The 26839-nt window shown below is 61.5% G+C and carries 23 protein-coding genes; 17 read left to right on the top strand and 6 right to left on the bottom strand.

All coding sequences use genetic code 11. The annotated features are described in order from the left end of the window. Positions 1–168 precede the first annotated feature (168 nt). Complete coding sequence (locus BS629_RS15730) at positions 169–726, bottom strand: RNA polymerase sigma factor (protein ID WP_003542247.1); 558 nt, start codon at positions 724–726, stop codon at positions 169–171. Between the two features lie 10 nt (positions 727–736). After that, positions 737–943 carry a NepR family anti-sigma factor gene (locus BS629_RS15725; protein ID WP_024319398.1) on the bottom strand — a complete coding sequence of 69 codons (207 nt, stop codon included), beginning with the start codon at positions 941–943 and terminating at the stop codon, positions 737–739. Between the two features lie 256 nt (positions 944–1199). Between BS629_RS15725 and BS629_RS15720 the strand changes: the two genes are divergently transcribed. The 4 genes from BS629_RS15720 (at position 1200) to preA (ending at position 6280) form a co-directional block, all read left to right on the top strand. Further along, the gene (locus tag BS629_RS15720; protein WP_018243259.1) at positions 1200–1994 is read left to right on the top strand and encodes a response regulator; all 795 of its coding nucleotides are present in this window, start codon (positions 1200–1202) and stop codon (positions 1992–1994) included. Between the two features lie 192 nt (positions 1995–2186). Then, positions 2187–3182 carry a sensor histidine kinase gene (locus BS629_RS15715; RefSeq protein WP_018243260.1) on the top strand — a complete coding sequence of 332 codons (996 nt, stop codon included), beginning with the start codon at positions 2187–2189 and terminating at the stop codon, positions 3180–3182. Between the two features lie 407 nt (positions 3183–3589). Continuing rightward, positions 3590–4951, top strand: a complete 1362-nt coding sequence (locus BS629_RS15710; RefSeq protein WP_018243261.1) for an NAD(P)-dependent oxidoreductase — start codon at positions 3590–3592, stop codon at positions 4949–4951. A gap of 15 nt (positions 4952–4966) precedes the next feature. After that, positions 4967–6280 carry an NAD-dependent dihydropyrimidine dehydrogenase subunit PreA gene (gene preA / locus BS629_RS15705; RefSeq protein ID WP_018243262.1) on the top strand — a complete coding sequence of 438 codons (1314 nt, stop codon included), beginning with the start codon at positions 4967–4969 and terminating at the stop codon, positions 6278–6280. Between the two features lie 77 nt (positions 6281–6357). On the opposite strand, the gene ftrA is transcribed toward preA, so the two are convergent. Next, entirely contained in the window at positions 6358–7359 is a 1002-nt protein-coding gene (gene ftrA, locus BS629_RS15700; protein ID WP_018243263.1) for a transcriptional regulator FtrA, read from the bottom strand. A 70-nt stretch (positions 7360–7429) separates the two neighbouring features. On the opposite strand from ftrA, the gene BS629_RS15695 reads away from it, so the two are divergent. After that, positions 7430–7840 (top strand): rhodanese-like domain-containing protein, encoded by a 411-nt coding sequence (locus tag BS629_RS15695; protein WP_077988304.1) that lies wholly within the window; start codon positions 7430–7432, stop codon positions 7838–7840. 113 nt (positions 7841–7953) lie between these two features. Here the strand turns inward: BS629_RS15695 and BS629_RS15690 are convergent, their stop codons facing one another. After that, positions 7954–8976: a zinc-dependent alcohol dehydrogenase family protein gene (locus BS629_RS15690; RefSeq protein WP_077988303.1), complete on the bottom strand. Its 1023-nt coding sequence runs from the start codon at positions 8974–8976 to the stop codon at positions 7954–7956. 102 nt (positions 8977–9078) lie between these two features. Here BS629_RS15690 and BS629_RS15685 point away from each other — a divergent pair, with 102 nt between their 5' ends. The 3 genes from BS629_RS15685 (at position 9079) to BS629_RS15675 (ending at position 13220) form a co-directional block, all read left to right on the top strand. Next, entirely contained in the window at positions 9079–9978 is a 900-nt protein-coding gene (locus BS629_RS15685; RefSeq protein WP_018243266.1) for a LysR family transcriptional regulator, read from the top strand. A 141-nt stretch (positions 9979–10119) separates the two neighbouring features. Continuing rightward, positions 10120–10656, top strand: a complete 537-nt coding sequence (locus BS629_RS15680) for a biliverdin-producing heme oxygenase (RefSeq protein WP_026188502.1) — start codon at positions 10120–10122, stop codon at positions 10654–10656. Beyond that, positions 10653–13220 carry an HWE histidine kinase domain-containing protein gene (locus BS629_RS15675; RefSeq protein WP_077988302.1) on the top strand — a complete coding sequence of 856 codons (2568 nt, stop codon included), beginning with the start codon at positions 10653–10655 and terminating at the stop codon, positions 13218–13220. The genes BS629_RS15680 and BS629_RS15675 overlap by 4 nt, the downstream gene beginning before the upstream one ends. 5 nt (positions 13221–13225) lie before the next feature. Here BS629_RS15675 and BS629_RS15670 read toward each other — a convergent pair whose 3' ends face one another. After that, on the bottom strand, positions 13226–13903 hold the full coding sequence (locus BS629_RS15670) for a TetR family transcriptional regulator C-terminal domain-containing protein (RefSeq protein ID WP_018243269.1): 678 nt from the start codon (positions 13901–13903) through the stop codon (positions 13226–13228). A 276-nt stretch (positions 13904–14179) separates the two neighbouring features. Between BS629_RS15670 and BS629_RS15665 the strand changes: the two genes are divergently transcribed. From BS629_RS15665 to hydA, 3 genes are read left to right on the top strand one after another with little or no spacing between them, the layout of a single operon-like run. Continuing rightward, on the top strand, positions 14180–15433 hold the full coding sequence (locus BS629_RS15665) for a Zn-dependent hydrolase (RefSeq protein WP_018243270.1): 1254 nt from the start codon (positions 14180–14182) through the stop codon (positions 15431–15433). Further along, positions 15430–15711: a hypothetical protein gene (locus BS629_RS15660; protein WP_018243271.1), complete on the top strand. Its 282-nt coding sequence runs from the start codon at positions 15430–15432 to the stop codon at positions 15709–15711. The genes BS629_RS15665 and BS629_RS15660 overlap by 4 nt, the downstream gene beginning before the upstream one ends. Next, complete coding sequence (gene hydA, locus BS629_RS15655) at positions 15708–17162, top strand: dihydropyrimidinase (protein WP_018243272.1); 1455 nt, start codon at positions 15708–15710, stop codon at positions 17160–17162. The genes BS629_RS15660 and hydA overlap by 4 nt, the downstream gene beginning before the upstream one ends. A 58-nt stretch (positions 17163–17220) precedes the next feature. Here the strand turns inward: hydA and BS629_RS15650 are convergent, their stop codons facing one another. Continuing rightward, the gene (locus tag BS629_RS15650; RefSeq protein WP_018243273.1) at positions 17221–17634 is read right to left on the bottom strand and encodes a cupin domain-containing protein; all 414 of its coding nucleotides are present in this window, start codon (positions 17632–17634) and stop codon (positions 17221–17223) included. Between the two features lie 94 nt (positions 17635–17728). On the opposite strand from BS629_RS15650, the gene BS629_RS15645 reads away from it, so the two are divergent. The 6 genes from BS629_RS15645 to BS629_RS15620 all read left to right on the top strand — a co-directional run bounded on the left by BS629_RS15645 (position 17729) and on the right by BS629_RS15620 (position 26791). Continuing rightward, positions 17729–18505 carry an ABC transporter ATP-binding protein gene (locus BS629_RS15645; RefSeq protein ID WP_018446866.1) on the top strand — a complete coding sequence of 259 codons (777 nt, stop codon included), beginning with the start codon at positions 17729–17731 and terminating at the stop codon, positions 18503–18505. A gap of 58 nt (positions 18506–18563) precedes the next feature. After that, entirely contained in the window at positions 18564–19493 is a 930-nt protein-coding gene (locus BS629_RS15640) for an ABC transporter permease (RefSeq protein WP_018243275.1), read from the top strand. Beyond that, positions 19490–20617: an ABC transporter permease gene (locus BS629_RS15635; protein ID WP_018243276.1), complete on the top strand. Its 1128-nt coding sequence runs from the start codon at positions 19490–19492 to the stop codon at positions 20615–20617. The genes BS629_RS15640 and BS629_RS15635 overlap by 4 nt, the downstream gene beginning before the upstream one ends. Before the next feature lie 59 nt (positions 20618–20676). Beyond that, the gene (locus BS629_RS15630) at positions 20677–21648 is read left to right on the top strand and encodes an ABC transporter substrate-binding protein (protein WP_018243277.1); all 972 of its coding nucleotides are present in this window, start codon (positions 20677–20679) and stop codon (positions 21646–21648) included. Positions 21649–22261: 613 nt separating this feature from the next. Next, on the top strand, positions 22262–23452 hold the full coding sequence (locus BS629_RS15625; RefSeq protein ID WP_018243278.1) for an efflux RND transporter periplasmic adaptor subunit: 1191 nt from the start codon (positions 22262–22264) through the stop codon (positions 23450–23452). Between the two features lie 12 nt (positions 23453–23464). Further along, positions 23465–26791: an efflux RND transporter permease subunit gene (locus tag BS629_RS15620; RefSeq protein WP_018446868.1), complete on the top strand. Its 3327-nt coding sequence runs from the start codon at positions 23465–23467 to the stop codon at positions 26789–26791. The last annotated feature ends 48 nt before the right edge of the window (positions 26792–26839 follow it).

Genomic DNA, 26839 nt, shown 5'->3' with positions numbered 1-26839 from the left:
GCAAGGACGCCATCTCACGCTCCCTCATCCGGTGCGTGTCACAGGAATGAGGGAGCGTGAGGTAGTTGCCTTGAACAGCTATCCACGACTTGGATACGCGCCCTTCTCCCAAAACAAAAAAGCCGGCGCCCCGAGGGGCGACCGGCTTTCCTCCAAATATAACTCTTGTCAGAACGCGAAGGCCTTCGACGTTAGCGGCGCCGAGGTGGCGTCGGGGCCAAAATCAGCCTCGCCAGATATCTGCAGCAACTCCTGCAGCCGCTGGCGGGCCCGGTTGACGCGGCTCTTGATGGTGCCCACGGCACAGCCACAGATTTCGGCCGCCTCCTCGTAGGAAAAACCCGAGGCGCCGACGAGAATGATCGCCTCGCGTTGATCCGGCGGCAGCTGGTCGAGTGCCTTCTTGAAGTCCTGCAGATCGAGAGCGCCATATTGCGAGGGGTGCATCGCCATCGATTCAGTGAACAGCCCGTCGCTGTCCTGCACTTCGCGGCCGCTCTTGCGCATCTGGCTGTAGAGTTCGTTGCGCAGGATCGTAAAGAGCCAGGCCTTCATATTGGTGCCCATCTCGAAATGATCCTGTTTGGCCCAGGCTTTCATGATGGTGTCCTGGACGAGATCGTCGGCACGGTCGTGCCGCCCGATGAGCGAGATTGCGAAAGCGCGAAGACTTGGGAGTGCCGCCAGCAATTCCCGCTTGAAGCTGGGTTGCGATTTATCTTCCATGCGGGCGATCCTATTCGGCCATCTTGGCAGAAGCCATCATTTCAGCATGGTCGAGCTTTTCGAGAAGGTCGAGAAAACGATCGGGGATCGCCTCATCCTGTGCGGCCGCATAAAGCGACCTCAGCCTGACGCCGATCTGATTGTTCGGGTCCAAGATGTCGCTTGCCCGCAGCTCCAGCTTTCGCTGATCGGCTGCTTCTTTCTTGCGTGTAGTCATCAATTCGTCTTCTCGCCGGTTGTCTGTTCGCGGGGCGTGGATGGGATCAATCACAATTTCAACCATCGACATCGAACGTTCGATTGTCGATGTCGCTGGTATTTGCCGCTGCATGGGTCAAAACGCTACGCCCTTTCTTCGTCGGCTGGAATAATGCGGCGCGACGAAAAAAGTTCCTGCCATTCCGGAACTTTTTTACCAAGGCGGCGTTAACCGCTCATTGAAGCCAATGCCGGCCTGTATGCAGGAGCCATGAATGACACTTTCTACTCGGATTGCGCCGCACCTTCCTTATCTGCGCCGCTATTCCCGCGCCCTTACCGGCACTCAGACTTCGGGCGACGCTTACGTCGCCGCCGTTCTCGAAGCCATCATCGCCGATCTGTCGATTTTCCCGGATACGGCGAATGACCGGGTCGCACTCTACAAACTGTTCACGCAACTGTTTGGTTCCACCGCAGTCCAGATTCCAGAGCCGACCTCGCCCTATGCCTGGGAGCAACGCGCCACGCTGAACCTTGCCAAGGTTTCGCCGCGCGCCCGTCAGGCCTTCCTGCTCGCCTCCGTAGAGAATTTCCGCGTCGCTGAAATCGCCGAAATCCTGGAAACCGAAGAACAGGATGTCATGCATCTGCTCGACGTGGCGTCGCAGGAGATTTCCCGTCAGGTCGCAACCGATATCATGATCATCGAGGACGAACCGCTGATCGCCATGGATATCGAGCAGATGGTCGAGAGCCTCGGCCATCGCGTCACCGGCATTGCCCGTACGCATGCCGAGGCCGTGGCGCTCTACAACAAGACCAAGCCGAGCATGGTGCTGGCCGACATCCAGCTTGCCGACGGCAGCTCCGGTATCGACGCAGTCAACGACATCCTCAAGACGTCGAGCGTGCCGGTGATCTTCATCACCGCTTTCCCGGAACGGCTTCTGACCGGCGAGCGCCCGGAACCGACTTTCCTTGTCACCAAGCCCTTCAATCCCGACATGGTCAAGGCACTGATCAGCCAAGCGCTTTTCTTCAATGAATCGACCAGAGTAGCCGCCTGAGACGCAATTTTCCGGCCTTCGGAACCAAATCGCCAAAGCAGGCGTTCCGGTGCTACCGGGACGCTCCGGTGGCTTTAACGGTTTTTGCAGCGCTTTGTTCTAGAGTTGGCAGGCGGTGTCTGTAAGGGCGCTCCCTTCAGCGACGTTCAAGATGTCACAAGGAAAGGCGGCCGCGTGAATACGACTGAACCATTGTCCGGCATGCCTTTCACCTTCGAGGGCAAAGCCGCAATGATGGAACGCGCGCTCGGCAGCGCCGGGATTTCGATCCTCTGCCAGGACGCCCGGCTGTCGATCTTTTACGCCGAAAATCTGCCGCCGCATTTCGCAGCGCTCTTTATGCCCGGCGGCAGCGACGCCGCCCTTTTCGGCGACGCCCATGGGCGATATCTGACCGCGCTGAAACACAAGGTGCTGGAAACCGGCATCCCCAACAATGCCGAAGTTGAGATCGACGTCGACGGCGAAAGGCGCACGTATGAACTGAAGATCCAGCGCACCGGCGAACGCGGCGTACATGGACTTCTGTCCGTCATGACTGAAGTCACCGAAAGCCGGCATCGCGAAAAAGTTCTGAAATCGCTGCTGCGCGAACTCTCGCACCGCTCGAAAAACCTTCTCGCCATCATCCAGGGCATTGCCACGCAGACGGCGCGCAACACGCTCTCTCTCGACAGCTTCCTCCTCAAGTTCCGCGGACGGCTGCAATCACTTTCCAACTCGCAGGACCTGATCACGGATTCCAGCTGGCGCGGCGCCTACCTCTTCGAACTCGCCGAAAAGCAGTTCGCCCCCTATTGGCCGGAGACGGCCGGCTCCATGCCGATCTATGGCATCAACGCTCACCTGACACCGAATGCTGCCGTGCATCTCGGGCTCGCCCTCCACGAACTCATCGTCAACTCCGCCTCCTTTGGCGCGATATCAGGCGGCGCCGCCTCCATCACGCTGAATTGCCGCGAAGCCATGATCAACGACAGGAAGGCAATCGAAGTCGCCTGGGCGGAAGTTCTGCACGATCAGTCGGAAGTCCACGAATTCAGCGACAACAGCTTCGGCCGCACCGTGCTGGAGCGTGTCGTGCCATCGTCGGTCAATGGCAAAGCGGAGTTGAACCTCGTTCCCGGCCGCATTGAATATCGTCTGACCATTCCGGAAACCGAATTCGAGATCTTCAAGCGAGTGTGAAAGCCCTGGAGACAATCGAGAACGAAAAACAGCCGGTGCGAGGGCGGCGCACCGGCTGTCTTCACTCACCGGGAGGGGACCGTGAGTACGTCCGGATAGTGGGTTGGGGGCGCGCATGTTGGGTCGATGCGATCACCATCCGGATATCGCAATAACGACGACATCAAACTTTGGTTCCCTGCCATCCGAAAAAAATTCGACTTTTTTGAATCTTTTTTCGGATGCCCTTCCCTCGTCGCGCGTTCAGCCGTTTTACCGATGCAGGCCGAATAAATTCTTCTAGCAAAAACAGCGGATTACTGGCGTGACAGCGAGAGAAAATCGTCAAAATTTTACCGTTTGATAAATTTTTAAACCTGAGTTACGCTTTCCCTCACAGGCCGTTTACCAATAATGAGGGAACTTCAATGGAACGACTGGAAACTGGGATTCATGCCGGCCGGCTTTCGCCCGCCGAGTATGAGGCTAATTTTTCCGATCTTCATCCGCGCCTCGACAATCACGAGGCGCTGGTCGCCGCCGACCGCTGTTATTTCTGTTATGACGCGCCGTGCATGACGGCCTGTCCCACCTCGATCGACATTCCGCTGTTCATCCGCCAAATTTCGACCGGCAATCCGATCGGCTCGGCAAAGACGATCTTCGACCAGAACATCCTCGGCGGCATGTGCGCCCGCGTCTGTCCCACCGAAGAACTCTGCGAACAGGCCTGTGTGCGCAACACGGCCGAGGAGCGGCCCGTCGAGATCGGTCGCCTGCAGCGTTATGCGACCGATGCCGCCATGCAGGCCGGCAAGCAGTTCTATGCCCGGGCCGAACCGACCGGAAAGACGATCGCCGTTGTCGGCGCAGGCCCAGCCGGCCTTGCCGCCGCCCATCGCCTGGCCGTCAAGGGCCATTCCGTCACTATCTATGATGCCAGGGAAAAATCCGGCGGCCTCAACGAATACGGCATCGCCACTTACAAGACCGTCGACGACTTCGCCCAGAAGGAAGTCGATTACGTCCTCTCGATCGGCGGCATCGAGGTCCGGCATGGGCAGCGTCTCGGCCGCGATTTCTCGCTTTCCGATCTGGAAGCGCAATATGATGGCGTCTTCCTCGGTATCGGCCTTGCCGGCGTCAACGCGCTGCGCATCGAGGGCGAGAACCTCGCAGGCGTCGACGACGCCGTCGATTTCATCGCGGCTCTCCGTCAGGCCGAAAACAAGAGCGAAATCGCCGTCGGCCGCCGCGTCGTCGTCCTTGGCGGCGGCATGACGGCGATCGACGCCGCCGTGCAGGCAAAGCTGCTCGGCGCCGAGGAGGTGACGATCTGTTACCGCCGTGGCAAGGAACACATGAACGCCTCCGAATTCGAGCAGGATCTGGCTAGCTCTAAGGGTGTCATCATCCGCCACTGGCTGGCGCCGAAATCGATCCTGTCACAGGACGGCAAAGTCGCCGCCATCGAGGTGGAATATACGAGGATTCTCGAAGGCCGCCTGGTCGGCACCGGCGAAACCGGTGTCATTGCCGCCGACCAGATCTTCAAGGCGATCGGTCAGACCTTTGACGCCTCTGGACTCGGTTCGTTGCGCATGGAATCCGGCCGCATCGCCGTCGATGGCGACGGCCATACCTCGCTCGACCGCGTCTGGGCGGGCGGCGACTGCGTCTTCGGCGGTGAAGATCTCACGGTTTCCGCCGTCGCCCACGGTCGCGACGCGGCTGAATCCATCCATCGTGCCCTGTCCGCAGCAGCCGCTCCGGCTGTCGCGGTTGCTTGAAGGGGAGAATGAACAATGGCTGATCTCCGCAATAATTTCGTCGGTATTAAATCCCCGAACCCGTTCTGGCTGGCGTCTGCGCCGCCGACCGACAAGGCCTACAATGTCGAGCGCGCCTTCAAGGCCGGCTGGGGCGGCGTGGTCTGGAAGACGCTGGGCGAGGAAGGCCCGCCCGTCGTCAACGTCAACGGCCCGCGCTACGGCGCGATCTGGGGCGCCGACCGCCGCCTGCTCGGTCTGAACAATATCGAGCTCATCACCGACCGCGACCTCTACACCAACCTGCGCGAAATGAAGCAGGTGAAGATGAACTGGCCGGACCGGGCACTGATCGCCTCGATCATGGTACCCTGCGAGGAGCAGGCCTGGAAGGCGATCCTACCCTTGGTCGAAGAGACCGGCGCCGACGGCATCGAGCTCAATTTCGGCTGTCCGCACGGCATGTCGGAGCGCGGCATGGGGTCGGCGGTCGGCCAGGTGCCGGAATATATCGAGATGGTCGTGCGCTGGTGCAAGCAGTACACCCGCATGCCCGTCATCACCAAGCTGACTCCCAACATCACCGATGTCCGCCGTCCCGCCCGCGCCGCCAAGGCCGGCGGCACCGATGCCGTGTCGCTGATCAACACGATCAATTCGATCGTCTCCGTCGATCTCGACAACTTCGCCCCCAACCCGACGGTCGGCGGCAAGGGCAGCCATGGTGGTTATTGCGGCCCGGCGGTAAAGCCGATCGCGCTCAACATGGTGGCCGAGATCGCCCGTGATCCCGAAACCTACGGCCTGCCGATCTCGGGCATCGGCGGCATCACCACCTGGCGGGACGCGGCCGAATTCCTCGTACTCGGGGCCGGCAACGTTCAGGTCTGCACGGCGGCGATGACCTACGGCTTCAAGATCGTCCAGGAGATGATCACTGGCCTCTCCGACTGGATGGACGAAAAAGGCCATCGCAGCCTCGACGACATTACCGGGCGCGCCGTCCCCAACGTCACCGACTGGCAGTATCTGAACCTCAACTACATCGCCAAGGCGAAGATCGACCAGGACGCCTGCATCAAATGCGGCCGCTGCTACATCGCCTGCGAGGATACCTCGCACCAGGCGATCACCAACTTCGTCGATGGCGCGCGTCATTTCGAGGTGATGGACGAGGAGTGCGTCGGCTGCAATCTCTGCGTCAGCGTCTGTCCGGTCGAGAACTGCATCACCATGGAGCAGCTTCCCGCCGGCACTCTCGACAAGCGCACCGGCCGCGTCGTCGACCCCAACTACGCCAACTGGACGACGCACCCGAACAACCCGATGGCGCGCCAGGCGGCGGAGTAAGGATCTGCACCGCCGCGGAAAAGATCGATCCGCGGCGTTGCAATCTTGCCGGCAACGTTCGAAAGCGTCAGGCCAGTCTACCCGCCGAATGACTTCCGATAGGCATTGGGACTCGTCCCCAGACGCCTGCGGAAATGATGGCGCATCGTCGCCAGTGTTCCAAAGCCGCTGGCGGCGGCGATATCGTCGAGCGAAACGGCAAGCTCCCTCTCCAGCAGATCGCGGGCATGCCGCAGCCGCTCCGTGAGCAACCATTCGCCGACGCTGACACCCGTTGTCGCTTCGAAGCGCCGCTGGAAGGTGCGCATGCTCATGCCGGCTCTTTTCGCAAGCAGGCTGATCGGCTGGTCCTCGGACAGGCTTTCGCGCATCCATTCGATCAGCGGCCCCAAGCGGATGCCCTCGCGCTCCTCGGGAACCGGCGCGTGAATGAACTGCGCCTGTCCGCCTTCGCGGTGCGGCGGCACGACGAGCCGTCTTGCCACGCTGTTTGCAGCCTCCGAACCGAAATCGCCGCGCACCACATGCAGGCAAAGATCAATGCCGGCGGCACTCCCCGCCGCCGTCAGCAGGCTGCCTTCATCCATGTAGAGAACGTCGGCATCAAGCCTGATGTCGGGATAACGTGCGGCGATCGAGGCGACATAGCGCCAATGTGTCGTCGCCCTGCGGTTGGCAAGCAGCCCCGATCCGGCAAGAACCGCAACGCCCGAGCAGAGCGACATGATGCGCGCGCCACGCTGATGCGCTGCCCTGAGCGCTGCGCCGAGTGGTGCCGGTACCGGCGCATCGATTGCCCGCCAGCCGGGCACGACGATCAGGTCCGCCTCATCGAGCACCTCCAGGCCCTTGTCGACCGCGACCGTCAGTCCTCCCGCAGCGCGAAGCGGCCCCGGCTCGATGGCGCAGACGGAGAAGCGATACCAATCCTCACCCATCTCCGGGCGCGGCAGGCCGAAGACCTCGTAGGCGATGCCGAATTCGAAGGTGCAGAGCCCGTCATAGGCAAGCGCTGCGACCAGCGGTCCTTTCGTCTGCTGTGGCGATGAGTTTGGCATGATCTTTACGCTGTCAGTCATGATGGCCAATTTCGCAAAGCTTTAGCATCGGCGATACCAGGCGGCAATTCGAACCCAAGAGGAAATCGCAATGCCAAGCCCTGTCGCAGAAATCCCCGCCGCCGCCGCTGAAATCGCCGCCGCCCATTTTGGAGCCAAGCTTGCCTTCAAGACTGATTGCTCCGATGTTCACGCCGCCTTTGCGTCGGGCAAGGTCGATTTCGTTCTGCTCGACGCGCGCTCGCCGACGCTCTTTGCACAGTCCCACGTTCCCGGCGCCCTCAACCTGCCGCATGGCAAGATGACTGCGCACCGCATGTCGGCCTGGCCCTCCGACACGCTTTTCGTCGTCTATTGCGCCGGCCCGCATTGCAACGGCGCGGATAAAGCCGCACTTCGCCTCTCCCGCCTCGGCCTGTCGGTGAAACTGATGATCGGCGGCATGACCGGCTGGGCCGATGAAGGCTTCGCCTTCGAAGAGGGCGTCCCCGCTGCCGCCTGATCAGCCTCCCTTCTCCGCCTACAGCGCCGCGTGTCTTTTCAGACGCGCGGCGCTGTAGCACTTTGAATTGCTGCATAATTTTATGCAGCAGGCAGAAGGGCAAATCGCTACCGTCAGAACTCGACGACCACCTTGCCGAAAGGCCCGCGATAGAGATGATCGAGCGCCTCAGGGAATTCGTCGAAGGCATAGCGCTTGTCGATCACGGGCTTCAGCCCGGTCTGGTCGATTGCCCGCACCAGGTCTTCGAGCGCACGGCGATGGCCGACAGAAATGCCCTGGACAACAGGCGCCTTGAGCAGCAGCGGGCCGGCCGGGCCGGAAACCTCGAACCCCTCGAGCACGCCGATAACGGAAATACGGCCATTGATCGCCACCGCCTTCAGCGCCTGGTCGAGATGCGGGCCGCCGACGATCTCAAGCACGTGATCGGCGCCATAGCCGCCGGTCAACTGATAGAGTTGCTCAACCCAGTCGCCCTCATGGCGGTTGATCACGTGATCTGCGCCCAGCGCAGCGGCGCGCCCGAGCTTCTCGGCGCTGCCTGATGTGATGAAGACCACCGCGCCGTGCGCCTTGGCGATCTGCAGACCGAAGAGCGCCACGCCGCCGGTGCCGTGCACCAGCACCTTGTCGCCGGCCTTCAGACCGCCGCGTTCGATCAGTGAGAACCAGGCAGTCAGCCCGGCGCAGGGCAAGGTGCTTGCCTGCGCCGCATCGAGCGTCTCAGGCGCGCGTGAATACCATTCCTCCGACAGCACAGTATATTGCGAGAGCACGCCAGGATAGAAGCCGCCGCGTGTCTTGTAGGGTGGCGTGCGCGCATCGCCCAACCCGCGTCCGTCGATCCAGTCGGGCGAAAACGTCGAAATGACCCGATCGCCCGGCTTGAAACGGCTGACTTCGGGTCCGACCGCCTCGACGACCCCCGCCATATCGGAAGCCGGGACGAAGGGAAATTGCAGCGGCAACCCCATGCCGCTCTCCAGCACCAGCCGGTCGCGGAAATTGAGCGAGACGGCTTCCGTCCGGACCAGAACTTTGTTTCCCGAAATCGGCTCGAGCCTCCGCTCGCCGATCGTCACCTGGCGCTCCGGTCCGATCGTGTCGATCTGCCATTGCCGTGTTGTCTGCATTGTCTTGCTCCTTGTCCATTGCAGGGAGCCGAAACCATATCGTTGAATATTTCGCACCAGTTGCGATATTAATTCTCCAGAATGGTTCCAAGAAGGAAACAAATGGAACAGTTGAAGGGTATCTCGATCTTTGTCGAAGCCGTCGAGGCAGGTGGCTTTTCGGCCGCTGCCGAGCGGCTTCATCTCACGCGTTCGGCGGTCGGCAAGACCATCGCGCGGCTGGAACAGCGTCTCGGCGTGCGGCTTTTCAACCGTACGACGCGCATGCAGAGCCTGACCGAGGAAGGCCGCTTCTTCTACGAGCGCTGCCTGCGGGCGGTCGAGGAAATCCGCCTGGGCGAAGCCATGTTGGAATCCGGCCGGCGCGATGTGCGCGGCCGATTGCGCATCTCGATGCCCGTGCTCTTCGGCCGCCATTGCATCTCGCCGATTCTCGCACGCCTGCTCGATGAACATCCGAACCTCGAACTCGACCTTTCCTTCAACGACCGCATCGTCGACCTGCTCGAGGACGGCTTCGATCTTGTGATCCGCAACGGACCGCTGAAGGACAATCCGGATCTGATGGCCCGGGCGATCGCCCGCCAGCGCATGACCGTCTGCGCATCGCCCGCCTATCTGGAAAAACATGGCGCACCGCAGACAGTCTTCGATATTCCCCAGCATGAAGGCATCGTCTACAGGCGGGGCGACGATGACAAGGGTTGGATCTTTCCGACTGCAGCCGATCCCGGGCGGCGGCTGGCGCCAAAGGCGCGACTGCGGCTCGACGACCTCGCTTCGATTTCCGATGCGGCCGTCGCCGGGCGCGGTCTTGCCTGGCTGCCCTGCTGGCTGGTCCGTGAGGAGGTGCTGGCGGGCCGGCTCATTCAGGTGTTGAAGCATGAACCGGCCAATGTCTTCGATGCCCATGCCGTTTGGCTGCGCTCCCCGGTGATGCTGCCGAAGGTGCGGCTCGCGATTGATACGCTCGCCGCGGGGCTGCCGGCAATGATGGGCTGAAGCGCTCGCCACGCGTCTGCGAGCGGCGAGAAACCCATGTTATTCCTAGGCGTTTCTCTGGAAATAACGCGATGCCGCAGTATATCCGCTAGTTCGTCGTCCCTTTTGGGCGGCGGCCATATCACTCGGAAAAACGTCAGCATGTCACTTCGCAGCGCCCTCCGCGCACAAACTGCAGATTGCCACGCCGCGGTCGACACCCTCTTCGGCAGTTTCAACCTCTCACGCACCCAGGATTACAAAGCGTTCCTGCGCGCGCATGCCCGGGTCGTACCATCAGTCGAACATGCGCTTGAGGAAGCCGGAATCAACAGCCTGCTGCCGGACTGGCCGGAACGAAGACGCGCGCATCTGCTGGCCGCCGATATAAGGGAACTCGATGATCGATTGCCCGTACCGCTTCCGCGACCGGCATTGCGCTGCGAAGCGGCAGTCTGGGGTGCCGCCTATGTCCTTGAGGGCTCCAAGCTCGGCGGCGCGCTGCTCGCCAAGGCCGTGCCTGACCACTTGCCCAGCAGCTACTTGAGCCCGCAAGGGCCGAAGGGCGCCATGCGGCTTTTCATGGATCGTCTTGACGCGAGCAAGGTGGACGATCCCGGTGCTGCTGTCGCCGCAGCCCGCGATGTCTTCGATCTCTTCCTCAAAGCGGGGCAAGTCGAACTGGAAGCCGTCCCATGAGCGGCACGCACGAACCCGTCGATCTCACCAATTGCGACCGTGAGCCGATCCACCAGCTCGGCTCGGTCCAGCCCTTCGGCTTTCTCTTGGCGGTATCCTCAGACTGGATTGTCATCCGCGCCTCCGCAAATCTGGCGGAGTTTCTCGGAGTGACAGAGGCCAATGCGCTCGGCCGTCCCGTTATCTCTCTGATCAGCCCCGAAGCACTCCACGCAATCCGCAACAAACTTACCACGCTGCGCGGTTCCGACGTCGTCGAGCGTATTTTCGGCATTGCTCTGACGCCCGATCAAAACAGTTTCGACCTTGCCGTGCATCTGAACGAAGGTCAGGTCATCATCGAAGGCGAGCGCTGCCAGGAAGACCGGCACGACGCTGCGTCGCTCTCCATGCGCAGCATGATGTCCCGCCTCGATCACACGGAAACACTGGAAGCTTTCTTCCGCGAAGGCGCAAGACAGGCGCGGGCGCTCACCGGCTTCGATCGGGTCATGGTCTACCGTTTCGACGAAAGCGGTTCCGGCGAAGTGGTGGCGGAAGCCGCCCGGGCCGGCATCGGATCGTTCCTCGGGCTGCACTATCCGGCTTCCGACATTCCGGTTCAGGCGCGCGCGCTTTATCTGCGCAACCTGTTCCGCATCATTGCCGATGTCGACGCCGTCCCGGTCCCGATCCTGCCGCCGCTCGACGAGCACGGCCAGCCGCTCGACCTCTCCATGTCGGTCTTGCGTTCAGTCTCGCCGATCCATATCGAATATCTGAAAAATATGGGCGTTGGCGCCTCGCTTTCCATATCGATCGTCGTCGACGGGAAGCTTTGGGGGCTATTTGCCTGCCATCACTACGGTCCACGTCTGCCTTCGGCCCAAAGCCGCTCCACCGCCGAACTCTTCGGCCAGATGTTTGCCTCGCGCCTTGAAAGCCGCGAACGGCGACTGGCTCTCGATTACGAGACCAAGGCGCGCCGCATCGCCGACCGGCTTCTCACCTCCGTCGCAGACAATGCCAGCCTGCTCGACGATCCGGCTTGGCTGATCGAGGCGCTCGCCGACGCCATTCCTGCCGACGGGATCGGCGTCTGGATCAACGGCCGGCTGGCACTTGCCGGCATCGGGCCGGATGAGAGAAGTTTCGCAGCCCTCGTCCGACACCTCAACCGCAACGCCGCCGGCCGCATCTACGCCGTGGACAGGCTCGCGGAAACCTATCCGGATCTTGAGGTCGACGATGCGGTGGCAGGCATGCTCGCCATCCCGATCTCACGATCGCCGCGCGATTATGTCGTGCTTTTCCGTCAGGAATTGGTGCGCACCGTTCGCTGGGGCGGCGACCCGCACAAGCCGGTGGAATACGGGCCCAATGGCCCGCGGCTGACACCGCGCAAGAGTTTCGAGGCCTGGTCGGAACTGGTGCGTGGCCGCTCCCTCCCCTTCACGGAAGCAGAGCGCCGTGTCGCCGAAACCATCCGCGTCACATTGATCGAGGTGGTGTTGCGCCTCACCGACGAGGTCAGCATGGCGCGCCAGACGGCAAACGAGCGTCAGGAATTGCTGATCGCCGAGCTGAACCACCGCGTCCGCAACATATTGAGCCTCATCACCGGCATCATTCGGCAGTCGCAGGCAACGTCGGTCAGCCTTGGCGATTACATTCGCCAGCTCGAGGGCCGCATCCAGTCGCTCGCCCGCGCCCATGACCAGATCACCCGCGATCATTGGGCGCCCGCTTCGCTCCGGCAATCGCTGCTGGCAGAGACCGCCGCCTATCTGGGGAAAAATGCGCAACGCATTCAGATGGGCGGCGAGGACGTGCTGCTGGAACCGCAGGCTTTTTCCACCGCCGCCCTTGTCTTCCATGAGCTGATGACCAACAGCGCCAAATATGGCAGCCTTTCCGGTACCGGCAGCGGCACGGTCCAACTCCGCTGGCATCGCGACGACGAGGGTAATCTGCGCATTGGCTGGCGCGAAAAGGATGGCCCGCCCGTCGTCGAACCCAAACGTCATGGCTTCGGTTCGACCATCATCCGCCGCTCGATCCCCTATGACCTTGGCGGCAAGGCGGAGGTCCGCTACGTCGAGGATGGGCTCGAGGCCGATTTCTCTATTCCGGCGCGACATGTCGTCGGCCCGACGAGCGAACGGTCAAATCCGCTTCCCGTCGGAGCGACCGGACGCAAGACGATTCCCGACGATCAGCCGCTCTCCGGCCTGAACGTGCTACTGGTGGAAAATAATCTGATCATCGCCATGGATGGCGAAGACATCCTGCGCCGCCTGGGCGCCGACGTAGCAACGGCACCAAGTGTCACTGAGGCGATGGAAATTCTCGCCGGCCAGTCCTTCGATCTGGCGCTTCTCGATGTCAATCTTGGCGATGAGACGAGTTTCGGGATTGCCGACCGGCTGGCAGCCGATGGCGTGCCCTTCGTTTTTGCCACGGGGTATGGGGAAGGCATCGCCCAGGCAAACAGCCACTCGGACGCGCCTGTGCTACAGAAGCCTTATACGATGGAAGGCGTGACGGATATTCTTGCCCGGGTGCCGCTTCCGAGGAGAGAGTAAAACTCTCAGCCGCCAAGGGGATCCGGTCGCAGCCCGCCGATGAAGAGCTGTTCCAGAAACCGCGCCGCATCCTCGAAACGCCCTTCGCCGGAATGTTCCTGCCCCAGCACGGCACGCACCTGGACGTCGAAATCGGCGTAATGTTGCGTCGTCGACCAGATGGAGAAGATCAGGTGGTAGGGATCGCATTTGACGATCTTGCCGGCTTTCGCCCAGGCGCGGATGACCTCGGCTTTCTCATCGACCAACTCCTTCAGCGGCCCCTTCAGCTCGTCCTCGATATGCGGCGCGCCCTGCAGCACCTCATTGGCGAAGAGCCGGCTTTCGCGCGGAAAGTCGCGCGCCATTTCCAGCTTGCGACGGATGTAGCTACGGATTTCCGCTTCGGGATTGCCCTCGGCGTCGAAGGCCCGTAACGGCTCCAGCCAGGTGTAGAGCACCCGGTCGATCAGCGCCCGGTGCATGGCTTCCTTGGTGCGGAAGTAATAGAGCAGGTTGGGTTTCGACATGCCGGCCACTTCGGCGATCTGGTCGATGGTCGAGCCGCGGAAGCCGCTTGCCGAAAACACGTCGAGCGCCGCTTCCAGGATCTGCTCTTCCTTCTCCTCCTGGATTCGCGTCCGCCTCAGGGTTTTCGCTGCTCTCGGTATGGTCACAGGCTGTCGTTTCCCCTTGAAATTCAACTTCTTCGCTCAAATTTGGGTTGGGGACGACCCTCGCCGCGTCCTTGAGCAACTGCCCGCATTTTTATCAGCAATTTTCGTGATTTTCGTCTTGAGCCCGGCGGTGGAAGTTGTAATGTTTACCAATCGGTCAAATTATCCGTCAGATGCAAAACAAAGGCAACTGGCGATTTTCCGGCACTCGACAAAACCAATAAGGGGGCGCAGGAAAGGACCACGGGAACAGGCGGGCATGCCTCTTTGCATGACTGCCGCAAACAGGTGAGGGCATAAAGAATGGTGGCAGCACCAGGCGAGAACATGCGCGTCAATGGCGACCGTCTCTGGGACAGTCTCATGGACATGGCGAAGATCGGCCCCGGCATCGCTGGCGGCAACAATCGCCAGACGCTGACGGATGCCGATGCGCAGGGCCGCAGCCTTTTCAAAAAATGGTGTGACGATGCCGGTTTGACCATGGGTATCGACCGCATGGGCACGATGTTCGCCACCCGCCCGGGCACCGATCCCGATGCCCTGCCCGTCTATGTCGGTTCGCATCTCGACACCCAGCCGACCGGCGGCAAATATGACGGTGTGCTCGGCGTGCTTGCGGCCCTCGAAGTCGTCCGCACCATGAACGATCTCGGCATCAAGACCAAACATCCGATCGTCGTTACCAACTGGACGAATGAGGAAGGCGCGCGTTTTGCCCCTGCCATGCTGGCGTCAGGCGTTTTCGCCGGGGTGCACAGCCTTGACTTTGCCTATAACCGCAGGGACCCCGACGGCAATCTGTTCGGCGACGAACTGAAGCGCATCGGCTGGGTCGGCGATGAAGAAGTGGGCGCCCGCAAGATGCACGCCTATTTCGAATATCACATCGAGCAGGGGCCTATTCTCGAAGCCGAGGAAAAGCAGATCGGCGTCGTCACCCATTGCCAGGGCCTCTGGTGGCTGGAATTCACGCTGACCGGCAAGGAAGCCCATACCGGTTCGACACCGATGAACCTGCGCGTCAATGCCGGTCTCGCCATGGCCCGCATTCTGGAAATGGTCCAGGACGTGGCGATGGGCGAACAGCCAGGCGCCGTCGGCGGCGTCGGACAGGTATTCTTCTCGCCGAATTCGCGCAACGTGCTGCCCGGCAAAGTGGTCTTCACCGTCGACATCCGCTCGCCTGACAAGGAGAAGCTTGATCGCATGCGGGCAAAGATCGAGGCGAAGGCGCCTGAGATCACCGATGCGCTCGGTGTCGGCTGTTCCATCGAAGCGATCGGCCACTTCGAGCCGATCACCTTCGATCCGAAACTGGTCACGTCGGTGCGCGAAGCCGCCGAGCGGCTCGGCTATAGCCACATGAACATCATCTCCGGCGCCGGCCACGACGCCTGCTGGGCCGCCAAGGTGGCCCCTGCGACGATGGTCATGTGCCCCTGCGTCGGCGGGCTCTCGCACAACGAGGCGGAGGAAATCTCCAAGGAATGGGCGACGGCCGGAGCCGATGTGTTGTTCCATGCGGTGGTCGAGACGGCGGAGATCGTTACGTGACAACCGATCCGGACGCAGATCTGGACAGCATGAGCCACACCGACCTGTTGTCGGCGGCACGCGTCATGCGCCAGACGATCCGCATCCATCGGGATACGTCGGGACACGAACTCTGTTGGCATCATCCCGATTTGTGGGCGCTCCTGCCTGATACCCCGATTGGTGGTCAGATCGTGCCCGATTGGCCTCAATTCATGCGCGGCTGCATCCGCTACCGCCAGTCATTGGATAACCAGCTTGCGCAGGCACCGCGCAGCCACAGGGAGTTCGGAGAATGAGCACAGTCATCAAAAACGGCACCATCGTCACTGCCGACCTCACCTACAAAGCCGACGTCAAGATCGACGGCGGCAAGATCATCGAGATCGGGCCGAACCTCTCGGGCGACGAGACGCTGGATGCGACCGGCTGTTACGTCATGCCGGGCGGCATCGATCCGCACACGCATCTCGAAATGCCCTTCATGGGCACCTATTCCTCCGACGATTTCGAAAGCGGCACGCGCGCCGCCCTTTCCGGCGGCACGACGATGGTGGTCGATTTCGCCCTGCCCGCCCCCGGCCAGTCGCTGCTCGAGGCGCTGACCATGTGGGACAACAAATCGACCCGCGCCAATTGCGACTATTCCTTCCACATGGCGGTCACCTGGTGGAGCGAGCAGGTCTTCAAGGAGATGGAGACCATCGTCCGCGACAAGGGCATCAACACCTTCAAGCACTTCATGGCCTACAAGGGCGCGCTGATGGTGGACGATGACGAGATGTTCGCGTCGTTCCAGCGCTGCGCCGAACTCGGCGCTCTGCCGCTGGTGCACGCCGAAAACGGCGACGTCGTCGCCTCGATGTCGGCAAAGCTGCTCGCCGAGGGCAATAACGGCCCCGAGGCGCATGCCTATTCCCGCCCGGCCGAGGTGGAAGGCGAAGCCACCAACCGCGCCATCATGATCGCCGATATGGCCGGTTGCCCGGTCTATATCGTCCACACCTCCTGCGAACAGGCACACGAGGCGATCCGCCGCGCCCGCGCCAAAGGCATGCGTGTCTATGGCGAACCGCTGATCCAGCACCTGACGCTCGACGAGAGCGAATATTCCAATCCCGACTGGGATCATGCGGCTCGCCGGGTGATGTCGCCACCCTTCCGCAACAAGCAGCATCAGGACTCGCTTTGGGCAGGCCTTGCCTCCGGCTCGCTGCAGGTGGTCGCCACCGACCATTGCGCCTTCACCACGGCGCAGAAGCGCTTCGGCGTCGGCGATTTCACCAAGATCCCGAACGGCACCGGCGGCCTCGAAGACCGCATGCCGATGCTCTGGACGCATGGCGTCAACACCGGCCGGCTGACGATGAACGAATTCGTCGCCGTCACCTCGACCAACATCGCCAAGATTCTCAACATCTATCCGAAGAAGGGCGCGATCCTTGTCGGCGCCGATGCCGACATCGTCGTCTGGGACCCGCAACGTTCCAAGACCATTTCGTCCAAGGCCCAGCAGTCGGCGATCGACTACAACGTCTTCGAAGGCAAGGAAGTAACCGGCCTGCCCCGCTACACGCTGACACGCGGCGTCGTGGCGATCGAGGAAGGCGCGATCAAGACCCGCGAGGGCCACGGCGAATTCGTCAGGCGCGAACCGGTCACGGCTGTCAGCAAGGCGCTTTCCCAGTGGAAGGACATCACCGCGCCGCGCAAGGTGACTCGCAGCGGCATTCCGGCAAGCGGCGTATGACGATGGCGCATGACGATACGGCCATCAATCGGAGACCGCTTCCTCTATGCCAATGACCTCACGCCGGCACCAAAGCGTCCAACTCCGGCAGAAGCACGACGCTTTCCTGCTCGTTCGGATCGGTGCGCGCGATGATCGCCGTGCACGGCGTGCTGCTGAGGTTCGCCGGCAGGTGCGGCACACCGGCCGGGATATAGAAAAGTTCGCCGGCATGGACGATGACGTGATGCTCAAGTTCGTCTCCGTACCAGGTATGGGCCTCGCCGGAGAGCATGTAGATCGCCGTCTCGTGCGCCTCGTGCAGATGCGCCTTGGCGCGCACGCCCGGCGGGATCGTCAGAAGGTGCATGCAGATACCCTTGGCGCCGACCGTCTCGGCGGCGATGCCTGCGAAATAGCTGAGCCCCTGCTTGCCGTCATAGGCATGATTGGGGCGAACGATGTGGCAGGTGGGCTTTGATGTCGCGTCCATCCTCATCCTCCATGGAGTGTGTCGTCGATAAAACCGGCGGTAATGATAACATGCAAACCGCGCTCCCGCGGGGAAAACAAGACTGGTCGCATTGATGCAAGCACCCTCCGTCGTATCCGCCAAGGATCTCTGTCTCACCTACCAGGCGAATGACGGCCCGGTGCGTGCACTGAGCAATGTCAATCTCGACGTCCGCAAGGGCGATTTCGTTTCTTTCATCGGTCCATCGGGCTGCGGCAAGACCACTTTCCTGCGTGTCATCGCCGATCTCGAAAAGAGCACTTCGGGCGAGATTTCGATCAATGGCATGACGCCGGAGGAAGCCCGCAAGGCCCGTGCCTATGGCTATGTCTTCCAGGCGCCGGCGCTCTATCCCTGGCGCACCATCGAAAACAACATCGCCCTGCCGCTGGAGATCATGGGCTATTCCAGCGCCGACCGGACGAGGCGCGTCGCCGAAGCGCTCGATCTCGTCAGTCTTTCGGGCTTCGAGAAGAAATTCCCCTGGCAGCTTTCCGGCGGCATGCAGCAGCGCGCCTCGATCGCCCGTGCGCTCGCCTTCGACGCCGACCTGCTGTTGATGGACGAGCCCTTCGGCGCCCTGGACGAGATCGTGCGCGACCATCTGAACGAAGAGCTGCTGAAACTCTGGACCCGCACCAACAAGACAATCTGCTTCGTCACTCATTCCATCCCCGAGGCGGTCTATCTCTCGACCAAGATCGTGGTGATGTCTCCGCGCCCGGGCCGCGTGACCGATATCATCGACTCGACCCTGCCGGCCGAGCGCCCGCTCGACATCCGCGAAACTCCCGAGTTCCTGGAGATTGCCCATCGCGTCCGCGAAGGGCTGAGGACGGGGCACGCATGAGGAATAGGGGTTTGATTTCCGGGCTCTGCAGGCTCAACACCACATGGGAGCGAATCCCATGAAAGCCGACACCCTCAAGGACAAGATCGTCCCCGTCACCACCATCCTGCTGGCGCTCGTCGTCATCTGGTATGTCGCCGCCATCCTCATGAACGCGCCGTTCCAGCGCGACATGGACGGCCGCGCCGGCGCCACACCTTCGACCCTCGAATTCATCGGCAAGACGCTCGCCCAGCCGAAGCCGATCCTGCCGGCGCCGCACCAGGTGGCGCAGAACGTCTACGAGAACACCTTCCTGCGCAGCCTTTCGAGCAACCGCAGCCTCGTCTATCACAGCTGGGTAACGCTCTCCTCCACTCTGCTCGGATTCGGCTTCGGCATGCTGCTCGGCATCCTTCTCGCCGTATTGATCGTCCATAACCGCGCCATGGACCGCTCGCTGATGCCCTGGCTGGTGGCGAGCCAGACCATACCGATCCTCGCCATCGCGCCGATGATCGTCATCATCTCTTATAACGTGCTGACCGGCGACAATGCCGTTGCACATCTCCTCAATCTCGATTCCGACGCCTCCCGCCTCGTCTCGAAGGCGCTGATCTCCACCTACCTCTCCTTCTTTCCGGTCGCCGTCGGCATGGTGAAGGGTCTGCGTTCGCCCGAGATCATGCATCTCGACCTGATGCGCACCTACTATGCCAGCCCGATGCAGACCTTCTGGAAGCTGCGCGTTCCCGCGTCGATCCCTTTCCTCTTCACCTCGATGAAGGTTGCGATCGCCGCCAGCCTCGTCGGCGCCATCGTCGGGGAGTTGCCGACGGGTGCTGTCGCCGGCATCGGCTCGAAGCTGCTCGCCGGCTCCTATTACAGCCAGACCATCGATATCTGGGCGGCACTTGTCGCCGGATCGCTGCTGGCCGGCATCCTGGTTGCGATTGTCGGCGTTGCGGCGAAAATCGTCGACCGCGCCATGGGCGGGAGGCCGGCATGAGACATCTGACCTTCTCCTGGCAAGGCGTGGTTGCTCTCCTCCTCTGCATCGGGGCACTGACGGCCCTGCCGCTCCTGGCCGAGGGCGCGACGCGACCCCTCACCGACGGCACGGCAAGCCTCATCTTCATCATCGTCATCGCGGCTGCCCTGCTGTCCCTAGCGCCGCAACCGCCGGCCTATCGAGCCACCGTGCTGTTTATCGGCGCGCATGGCGCCGCCTGGATGCTGCTTTCCGCTCTTTCCGGCAACGAGGGCGCAGGGACGCGGGCTTTCTTCCTACTGCTCTTCGCCTGCTGGCTGCTTGCCTGGCGATGCGTCACCGAGCTGTCGAAACTGCAGCCCGTCACCACTTTCGGCAAGTCGACACTGCAGTTGCTGATCCCGGCGATCTTCGGCGCCTGGATCCTCATTCTCTGGGAGGCGGTCACGCGTGGCGCCGGCGTTCCCTTCATCCTGCTGCCGCCACCGAGCGCCATCGGCGCGCGGTTCATGGCGTCGCTGCCGATCCTCGGCGCGGACGTCAGGCAGACGATCTTCAAGGCGGTGCTGATCGGTTATATCGTCGGCTGCCTCAGTGGCTTCGTCGTCGCGGTGCTCGCCGACCGCATCGCCTTCTTGCGCCGCGGCCTTCTGCCGATCGGCAACATGGTTTCGGCCCTGCCGATCATCGGCGTCGCCCCTGTCATGGTCATGTGGTTCGGCTTCGACTGGCCGTCGAAGGCCGCCGTCGTCATCATCATGACCTTCTTCCCGATGCTGGTGAATACCGTCGCCGGCCTTGCCGCCTCCGGCAGCATGGAGCGCGACCTGATGCGCACCTATGCCTCAGGCTATTGGCAGACGCTGCTGAAGCTCAGGCTTCCAGCGGCAATGCCCTTCATTTTCAACGCACTGAAGATCAACTCGACGCTGGCGCTGATTGGTGCCATCGTTGCGGAATTCTTCGGAACGCCGATCGTCGGCATGGGCTTCCGCATCTCCACCGAGATCGGCCGCATGAATGTCGACATGGTCTGGGCGGAAATCGCCGTCGCGGCGCTGGCCGGCTCGATCTTCTATGGCATCATCGCCCTGACCGAACGGGCGGTGACGTTCTGGCATCCGTCTATCCGTGGTGGCTAGGCGCGCACGGGCTCCAGAAACGGATCCCGGGCATAACTTCAGAGGGTAAGGATAAGAAAATGAGAAAGTTGATGGTTGCAATGATGGCGAGCGCGATGTCGCTTGCATCGGCCCATGCCATGGCCGCCGACAAGGTGGTGCTGCAGCTGAAATGGGTCACGCAGAGCCAGTTCGGCGGTTACTACGTCGCCAAGGACAAGGGCTTCTATAAGGAGGAAGGCCTCGACGTCGACATCAAGCCAGGCGGCCCCGATATCGCCCCCGAGCAGGTGATCGCCGGCGGCGGCGCCGATGTCATCGTCGACTGGATGGGCGGCGCCCTGGTTGCCCGCGAAAAGGGCGTTCCGCTCGTCAACATCGCCCAGCCCTACCAGAAGGCTGGCCTGGAAATGGTCTGCCGCAAGGACGGCCCGATCAAGACCGAAGCCGACTTCAAGGGCCACACGCTCGGCGTCTGGTTCTTCGGCAACGAGTATCCCTTCTTCGCCTGGATGAACAAGCTCGGCCTGTCCACAGAAGGCGGTCCGAACGGCGTCACCGTGCTGAAGCAGAGCTTCGATGTGCAGCCGCTCGTCCAGAAGCAGGCCGACTGCATCTCCGTCATGACCTATAACGAATACTGGCAGGCGATCGATGCCGGCTTCAAGCCGGAAGAACTGACGGTCTTCAATTACACTGAAATGGGCAACGACCTTCTTGAAGACGGCCTCTATGCCATGGAAGACAAGCTGAAGGACCCGGCCTTCAAGGAGAAGATGGTCAAGTTCGTCCGCGCTTCGATGAAGGGCTGGAAATATGCCACCGAGAATCCCGACGAAGCCGCCGAGATCGTCATGGACAATGGCGGCCAGGACGACAACCATCAGAAGCGCATGATGGGTGAAGTCGCCAAGCTGGTCGGCGACAGCTCCGGCAAGCTGGATGAGGCGCTCTATGCCCGCACGGCAAAGGCGCTGCTCGACCAGAAGATCATCAGCAAGGAGCCATCAGGCGCCTGGACGCACGACATCACCGACGCCGCTTCCAAGTAGTTTCGGCAAGATGCTAAGCGAAACGCGCGGGAGTTTTCCCGCGCGTTTTATCTTTTTCTAAAGCGCGTCGCGATCTTTCAATTTCGCTTGTTGCGCTTTAGGTCTTTGTTTTTACGCATGTCGATATCGCAAAACCGCTGCACACTTTTGCGCGACATGCTCTGGAGCATGATGCCGAAAAGTGTACGCGGGTTTCGGACGACATCGTGCTCTATTTATTTGATTTGGATGGTGATTCAGATTTGAGGCCGGTCGACCTAAATCATCAGCAGCCGGCAACCGAAAAAAATCCCTTGCAACTGTCGCATTTATCGGGCGTCAAACGTCTTAGAGATAGAGGCGCGATCAATCTTCGTAATGTTGACATAACCTTGCGGTGATTGATTGACGTCAGAATGGTAATTATTATCGCCTAATGGGGAATTGTTTTCTGCCGGACTTGTAGATCGAGCAAATCGATACCACCTACAAACCGAATTTGCCGACGAGGGATGAAGACGGCAAAGGATCGGCGGATACCTCTGAGAATGCAGGAAGGGCAGTGGCCTGATCGCGCGCTGAGTGGCAGACGCTCGAGTTCGGCCAACCTTATCATAAGATTGGACGAAGACGCATGGCACGCAAGCCGATTGGAATTCTAGGCGCCTTTACTCTTTTTGCAGCGGTACTTGCTGCATCTACCGCATTATCGCAGGAAGCGCCGGTCGCAAAACCGCAGCAGAACCTGCCGGCGATCGTCGTCACCACGGCGGTGAACCGCACCCTCGTCGACCGTGTCATCGGCACAGGAACGGTCAAGCCCGTCGAGGAAGTCTATATCCAGCCGCAGGTCGAAGGCCTCTCGATTCGCACGCTGAAAGCCGATGTCGGCGACAAGGTTCAGGCGGAAAGCACGCTGGCGACGCTCAACGATGACGCACTGGTCTTGGAAAAGAGCCAGATGATGGCGACGAAGGCCAAGGGCGAGGCAAGCCTCGCCCAGCTGCGCGCCCAGCTCATCGAGGCGCAGGCCAATGCCGAACAGGCAAGGCAGCAGCAGGCCCGCGCCCAGGAAATGGGCAAGAAGGGCACCGTTTCCACCGCCCAGGTCGAACAGGCCGATGCGACTGCCGCCGCAGCCAATGCCCGCGTCGTCTCCGCCGAACAGGCGATCGAGGTCTCCGAAGCGGATCTCAAGGTCTTCGACAGCCAGATCGCCGATGCAGATTTGAAGCTGGCGCGCACCGATGTGAAGACGCCGGTCGCCGGCACGGTCTCGGCAAAGAACGCCAAGGTCGGCGCCATTGCCGCTGGCAATGGCGATCCGCTGTTCACCATCATCCGCGATGGCGATATCGAGCTTGTCGCTGAGGTCGCCGAAAGCGATGTTGTCAGGATCATGGCCGGCCAAAAGGCAACAATTTCGCTTTCCGGCAGCCGCGACAAGCTTTCGGGCGCCGTCCGCCTGGTTTCGCCGACTGTCGATCCGGTTACCCGCCTTGGCCTCGTCCATATCTCCATCGACGATGACAGCAAGGCGCGTTCCGGCATGTATGGCAGCGCCGAGATCATCGTGCGCGAGACGCAAGGCGTAGCGCTTCCCCTGACCGCGGTACTCACCGGCAACGAAGGTTCCTCCGCCCGCAAAGTCGAGGACGGCGTGGTGAAATTCGCCAAGATCGAGACCGGCATCCAGGACGGCGCCTATGTCGAGGTCATCAATGGATTGAAGACCGGCGACGAGGTCGTGGCCAAGGCGGGCGCTTACGTCCGCGACGGCGACCACATCACGCCGGTGCGTGAACAGCTCCCGGCTTCCAACTAAAGAGACCATCCGATGAATTTTTCAGCCTGGTCCATTCGAAATCCCATTGCGCCGCTGCTGGCCTTCTGCCTGCTGGTGTTCATCGGCATGCAGTCCTTTAATTCGCTGCCGATCACGCGTTTTCCAAATATCGACGTGCCGCTCGTCTCGATCAGCGTGACGCAGAGCGGCGCTTCGCCGGCTGAACTCGAAATGCAGGTGACGAAGGAGATTGAAGACGCAGTCGCCTCCATCACCGGCATCGACGAAATCCAGTCGACGGTGACCGACGGCAGCTCGCAAACCAACGTCATGTTCCGGATGGAAGTGCCGACCGAACAGGCCGTACAGGACACCAAGGATGCGATCGACCGCATCCGCAGCGATCTGCCGGCGACGGCCGAAGCACCGATCGTCTCCAAGGTCGATGTCGAGGGACAGGCGATCCAGACCTTCGCCGTTTCCTCGCCTGCCATGTCGCTGGAAGAACTTTCCTGGTTCGTCGACGATACGATCAAGCGTTCACTGCAGGGCCAGGCCGGCATCGGCCGTGTCGACCGTTACGGCGGTGCAGAGCGCGAAGTACGCATCGAACTCACCCCTGACAAGCTCAATGCCTACGGCATCACCGCCGCGAGCGTGAACCAGCAGCTGCGCGGCACCAACATCGACCTCGGCTCAGGCCGTGGCCAGGTGGCGGGCAGCGAACAGGCGATCCGTGTTCTCGGCGACGCCCGCAACGTCGCCGACCTCGCCAACACGACGATCGGCCTGCCGAACGGCCGCTTCGTCAAACTGTCCGATCTCGGCGTCATCAAGGACACCTATGAGGAGCCGAAATCCTTCTCGCGCTTCAACGATACGCCGGTCGTTACCTTCGGCGTTTTCCGCTCCAAGGGCGCCAGTGAGGTCAGCGTCGCCGAAACCGTGGCGCAGAACCTCGACAAGGTGCGGGCCGAAAACCCCAATGTGAAGATCGAACTGATCGACGATTCGGTCTATTTCACCTACGGCAACTATGAAGCCGCCATTCATACGCTCCTCGAAGGTGCGCTGCTCGCCGTCATCGTCGTCCTCCTGTTCCTCAGGAACTGGCGTGCGACCCTGATCTCTGCAATCGCCCTTCCGCTGTCTGCGATCCCGACCTTCTGGGTCATGGACATGATGGGCTTTTCGCTGAACCTCGTCAGCTTCCTCGCTCTGACGCTGGCCACCGGTATCCTTGTCGACGATGCGATCGTCGAAATCGAAAACATTGCCCGCCACATCAAGATGGGCAAGACGCCCTATCGAGCGGCGATCGAGGCGGCTGACGAAATCGGCCTTGCCGTCATCGCCACCACCTTCACCATCATCGCCGTTTTCGTGCCTGTTTCCTTCATGCCGGGCATTCCGGGCCAGTACTTCATCCAGTTCGGTCTGACCGTCGCCTTCTCCGTCTTCTTCTCGCTGATGGTCGCGCGACTGATCACCCCGATGATGGCCGCTTATCTGATGCGCGCCGAAGACGGCATGGAAGACCATCACGACAATGACAGCCTGCTGATGCGGGGATACACCCGTCTCATACGTGGCACGACTGGACGCTGGTACACGCGGTATGCAACGCTGATTGTCGCGTTCGCTTTCCTGGTCGGCTCCGTTTTGCTGCTGATGCAGGTTCCCGGCAGCTTCCTGCCGCCGGAAGATGCCTCACGCATCGTTCTCTCCGTCGAGCTGCCGCCCAATGCGCGCCTTGACGACACCGAGAAGACGACGGATGCGATCTATGACAGGGTCAAGGACATCAATGGCGTCGAAAGCGTCTTCGTCCTCGGCGGCGCGTCGCCGAAGGGTGATCTCGAACTGCGCCGTGCGACCATCACGCTGGCACTCGACAAGCTCGACCAATCGCTGGTCAAGAAGATGGTCAACGACGTGCTCGGCCATATCCCCGTCATTGGCCCGAAACTGCCGAAGGTGGAGGTCCACGGCCGTGAACGCCCGCAATGGGATATCGAAAAGGAAGTCTTCGCCAAGCTGCGCGATATTCCCGACGTCCGGATCCTGAAGCTCAATGACCGCGGCGAACGCGACCTCTCCTTCAACTTCCTTTCCAAGAACGACAAGGACCTGAACGACGCCGTAGGCATTCTGGAATCCAAGCTGCGCGCCGATCCGCTGCTTGCCAATGTCAGCGCCGACGGCTCCCTGCCCCGTCCGGAGCTGCAGGTTCACCCGCGCATGGATGAGGCGGCCCGCCTCGGCATTACGCCGCAGCAGATCTCCGAGACGATCCGCGTCGCCACCATCGGCGATGTCGATGCCGCCCTTGCCAAGATCTCGCTCGACGATCGCCAGATCCCGATCCGCGTTCAGGCCGCACTCGACATGCGTCGCGATCTGGCGGCCATCCGGACATTGAAGATCCAGACCGCCAGCGGCGGCACCGTTCCGCTCGCGAGCGTCGCCAATATCGACTATTCGGAAGGCGTAAGCTCGATCAAGCGCAACAACCGCAACCGCGTCGTCTCGATCGGCTCCGACCTGCCGCAGGGCGTAGCACTCGACACGGCTTCGGCCCGCTTCCGTCAGATCGTCAACGACGCCAATATCCCGGCCACGGTGCACCTTGCCGAAAGCGGCGACACCAAGGTGCAGACCGAGATGCAGCAGAGCTTCGTCAACGCCATGTTGATGGGCCTGCTGCTGGTGCTGACGGTGCTGATCCTGCTCTTCAAGGACGTGATCCAGCCCTTCACCATCCTGTTCTCACTGCCGCTCGCCATTGGCGGCGTCGCAGCCGGCCTGATCCTCACCAGCAATCCGCTGTCGATGCCTGTCATGATCGGCATCCTCATGCTGATGGGTGTCGTCACCAAGAACGCCATCCTGCTGGTCGATTTCGCAATCGAGATGCGCCATCAGGGCATGCCTCGTGTCGAGGCCATGGTCGAAGCCGGCCGCAAGCGCGCCCGGCCGATCATCATGACCTCGATCGCCATGTCGGCGGGCATGCTGCCTTCCGCGCTTGGTGTCGGCGAAGGCGGCTCGTTCCGCGCGCCGATGGCAATTGCAGTGATCGGCGGCATCATCGTTTCGACCGTACTCTCGCTCGTCGTCGTGCCCTCCTTCTTCCTGATCATGGACGACCTGTCCCGCCTGCTCGGCTGGGCTTTCGGCCGCCTGGTCGGCAGGAAGGACGAGGAGGAGCTGCCGCTGTCGCGCGAGGATCTCACCCGCGTCACCCGCGAGAACCGCAGCGAAATCGACTCGCTGGAGGAGCGTCTGACCGCAATCGAAAAGCCGGAAGGCAAGCGCAAGAGCGCCAAGGGCAACGACACCAACGTGCTGCGCCTGCCGCCCTTCGCGGCGGAATAGGCAAAGCCCAGGAAATGAACGGGCCGGGAGCGATCTCCCGGCCCGTTT

The sequence above is a fragment of the Rhizobium leguminosarum bv. viciae USDA 2370 genome, assembly GCF_002008365.1.
GTDB classification, from domain to species: Bacteria; Pseudomonadota; Alphaproteobacteria; order Rhizobiales; family Rhizobiaceae; genus Rhizobium; species Rhizobium leguminosarum.
This window is presented reverse-complemented; position numbering and strand designations above follow the sequence as displayed.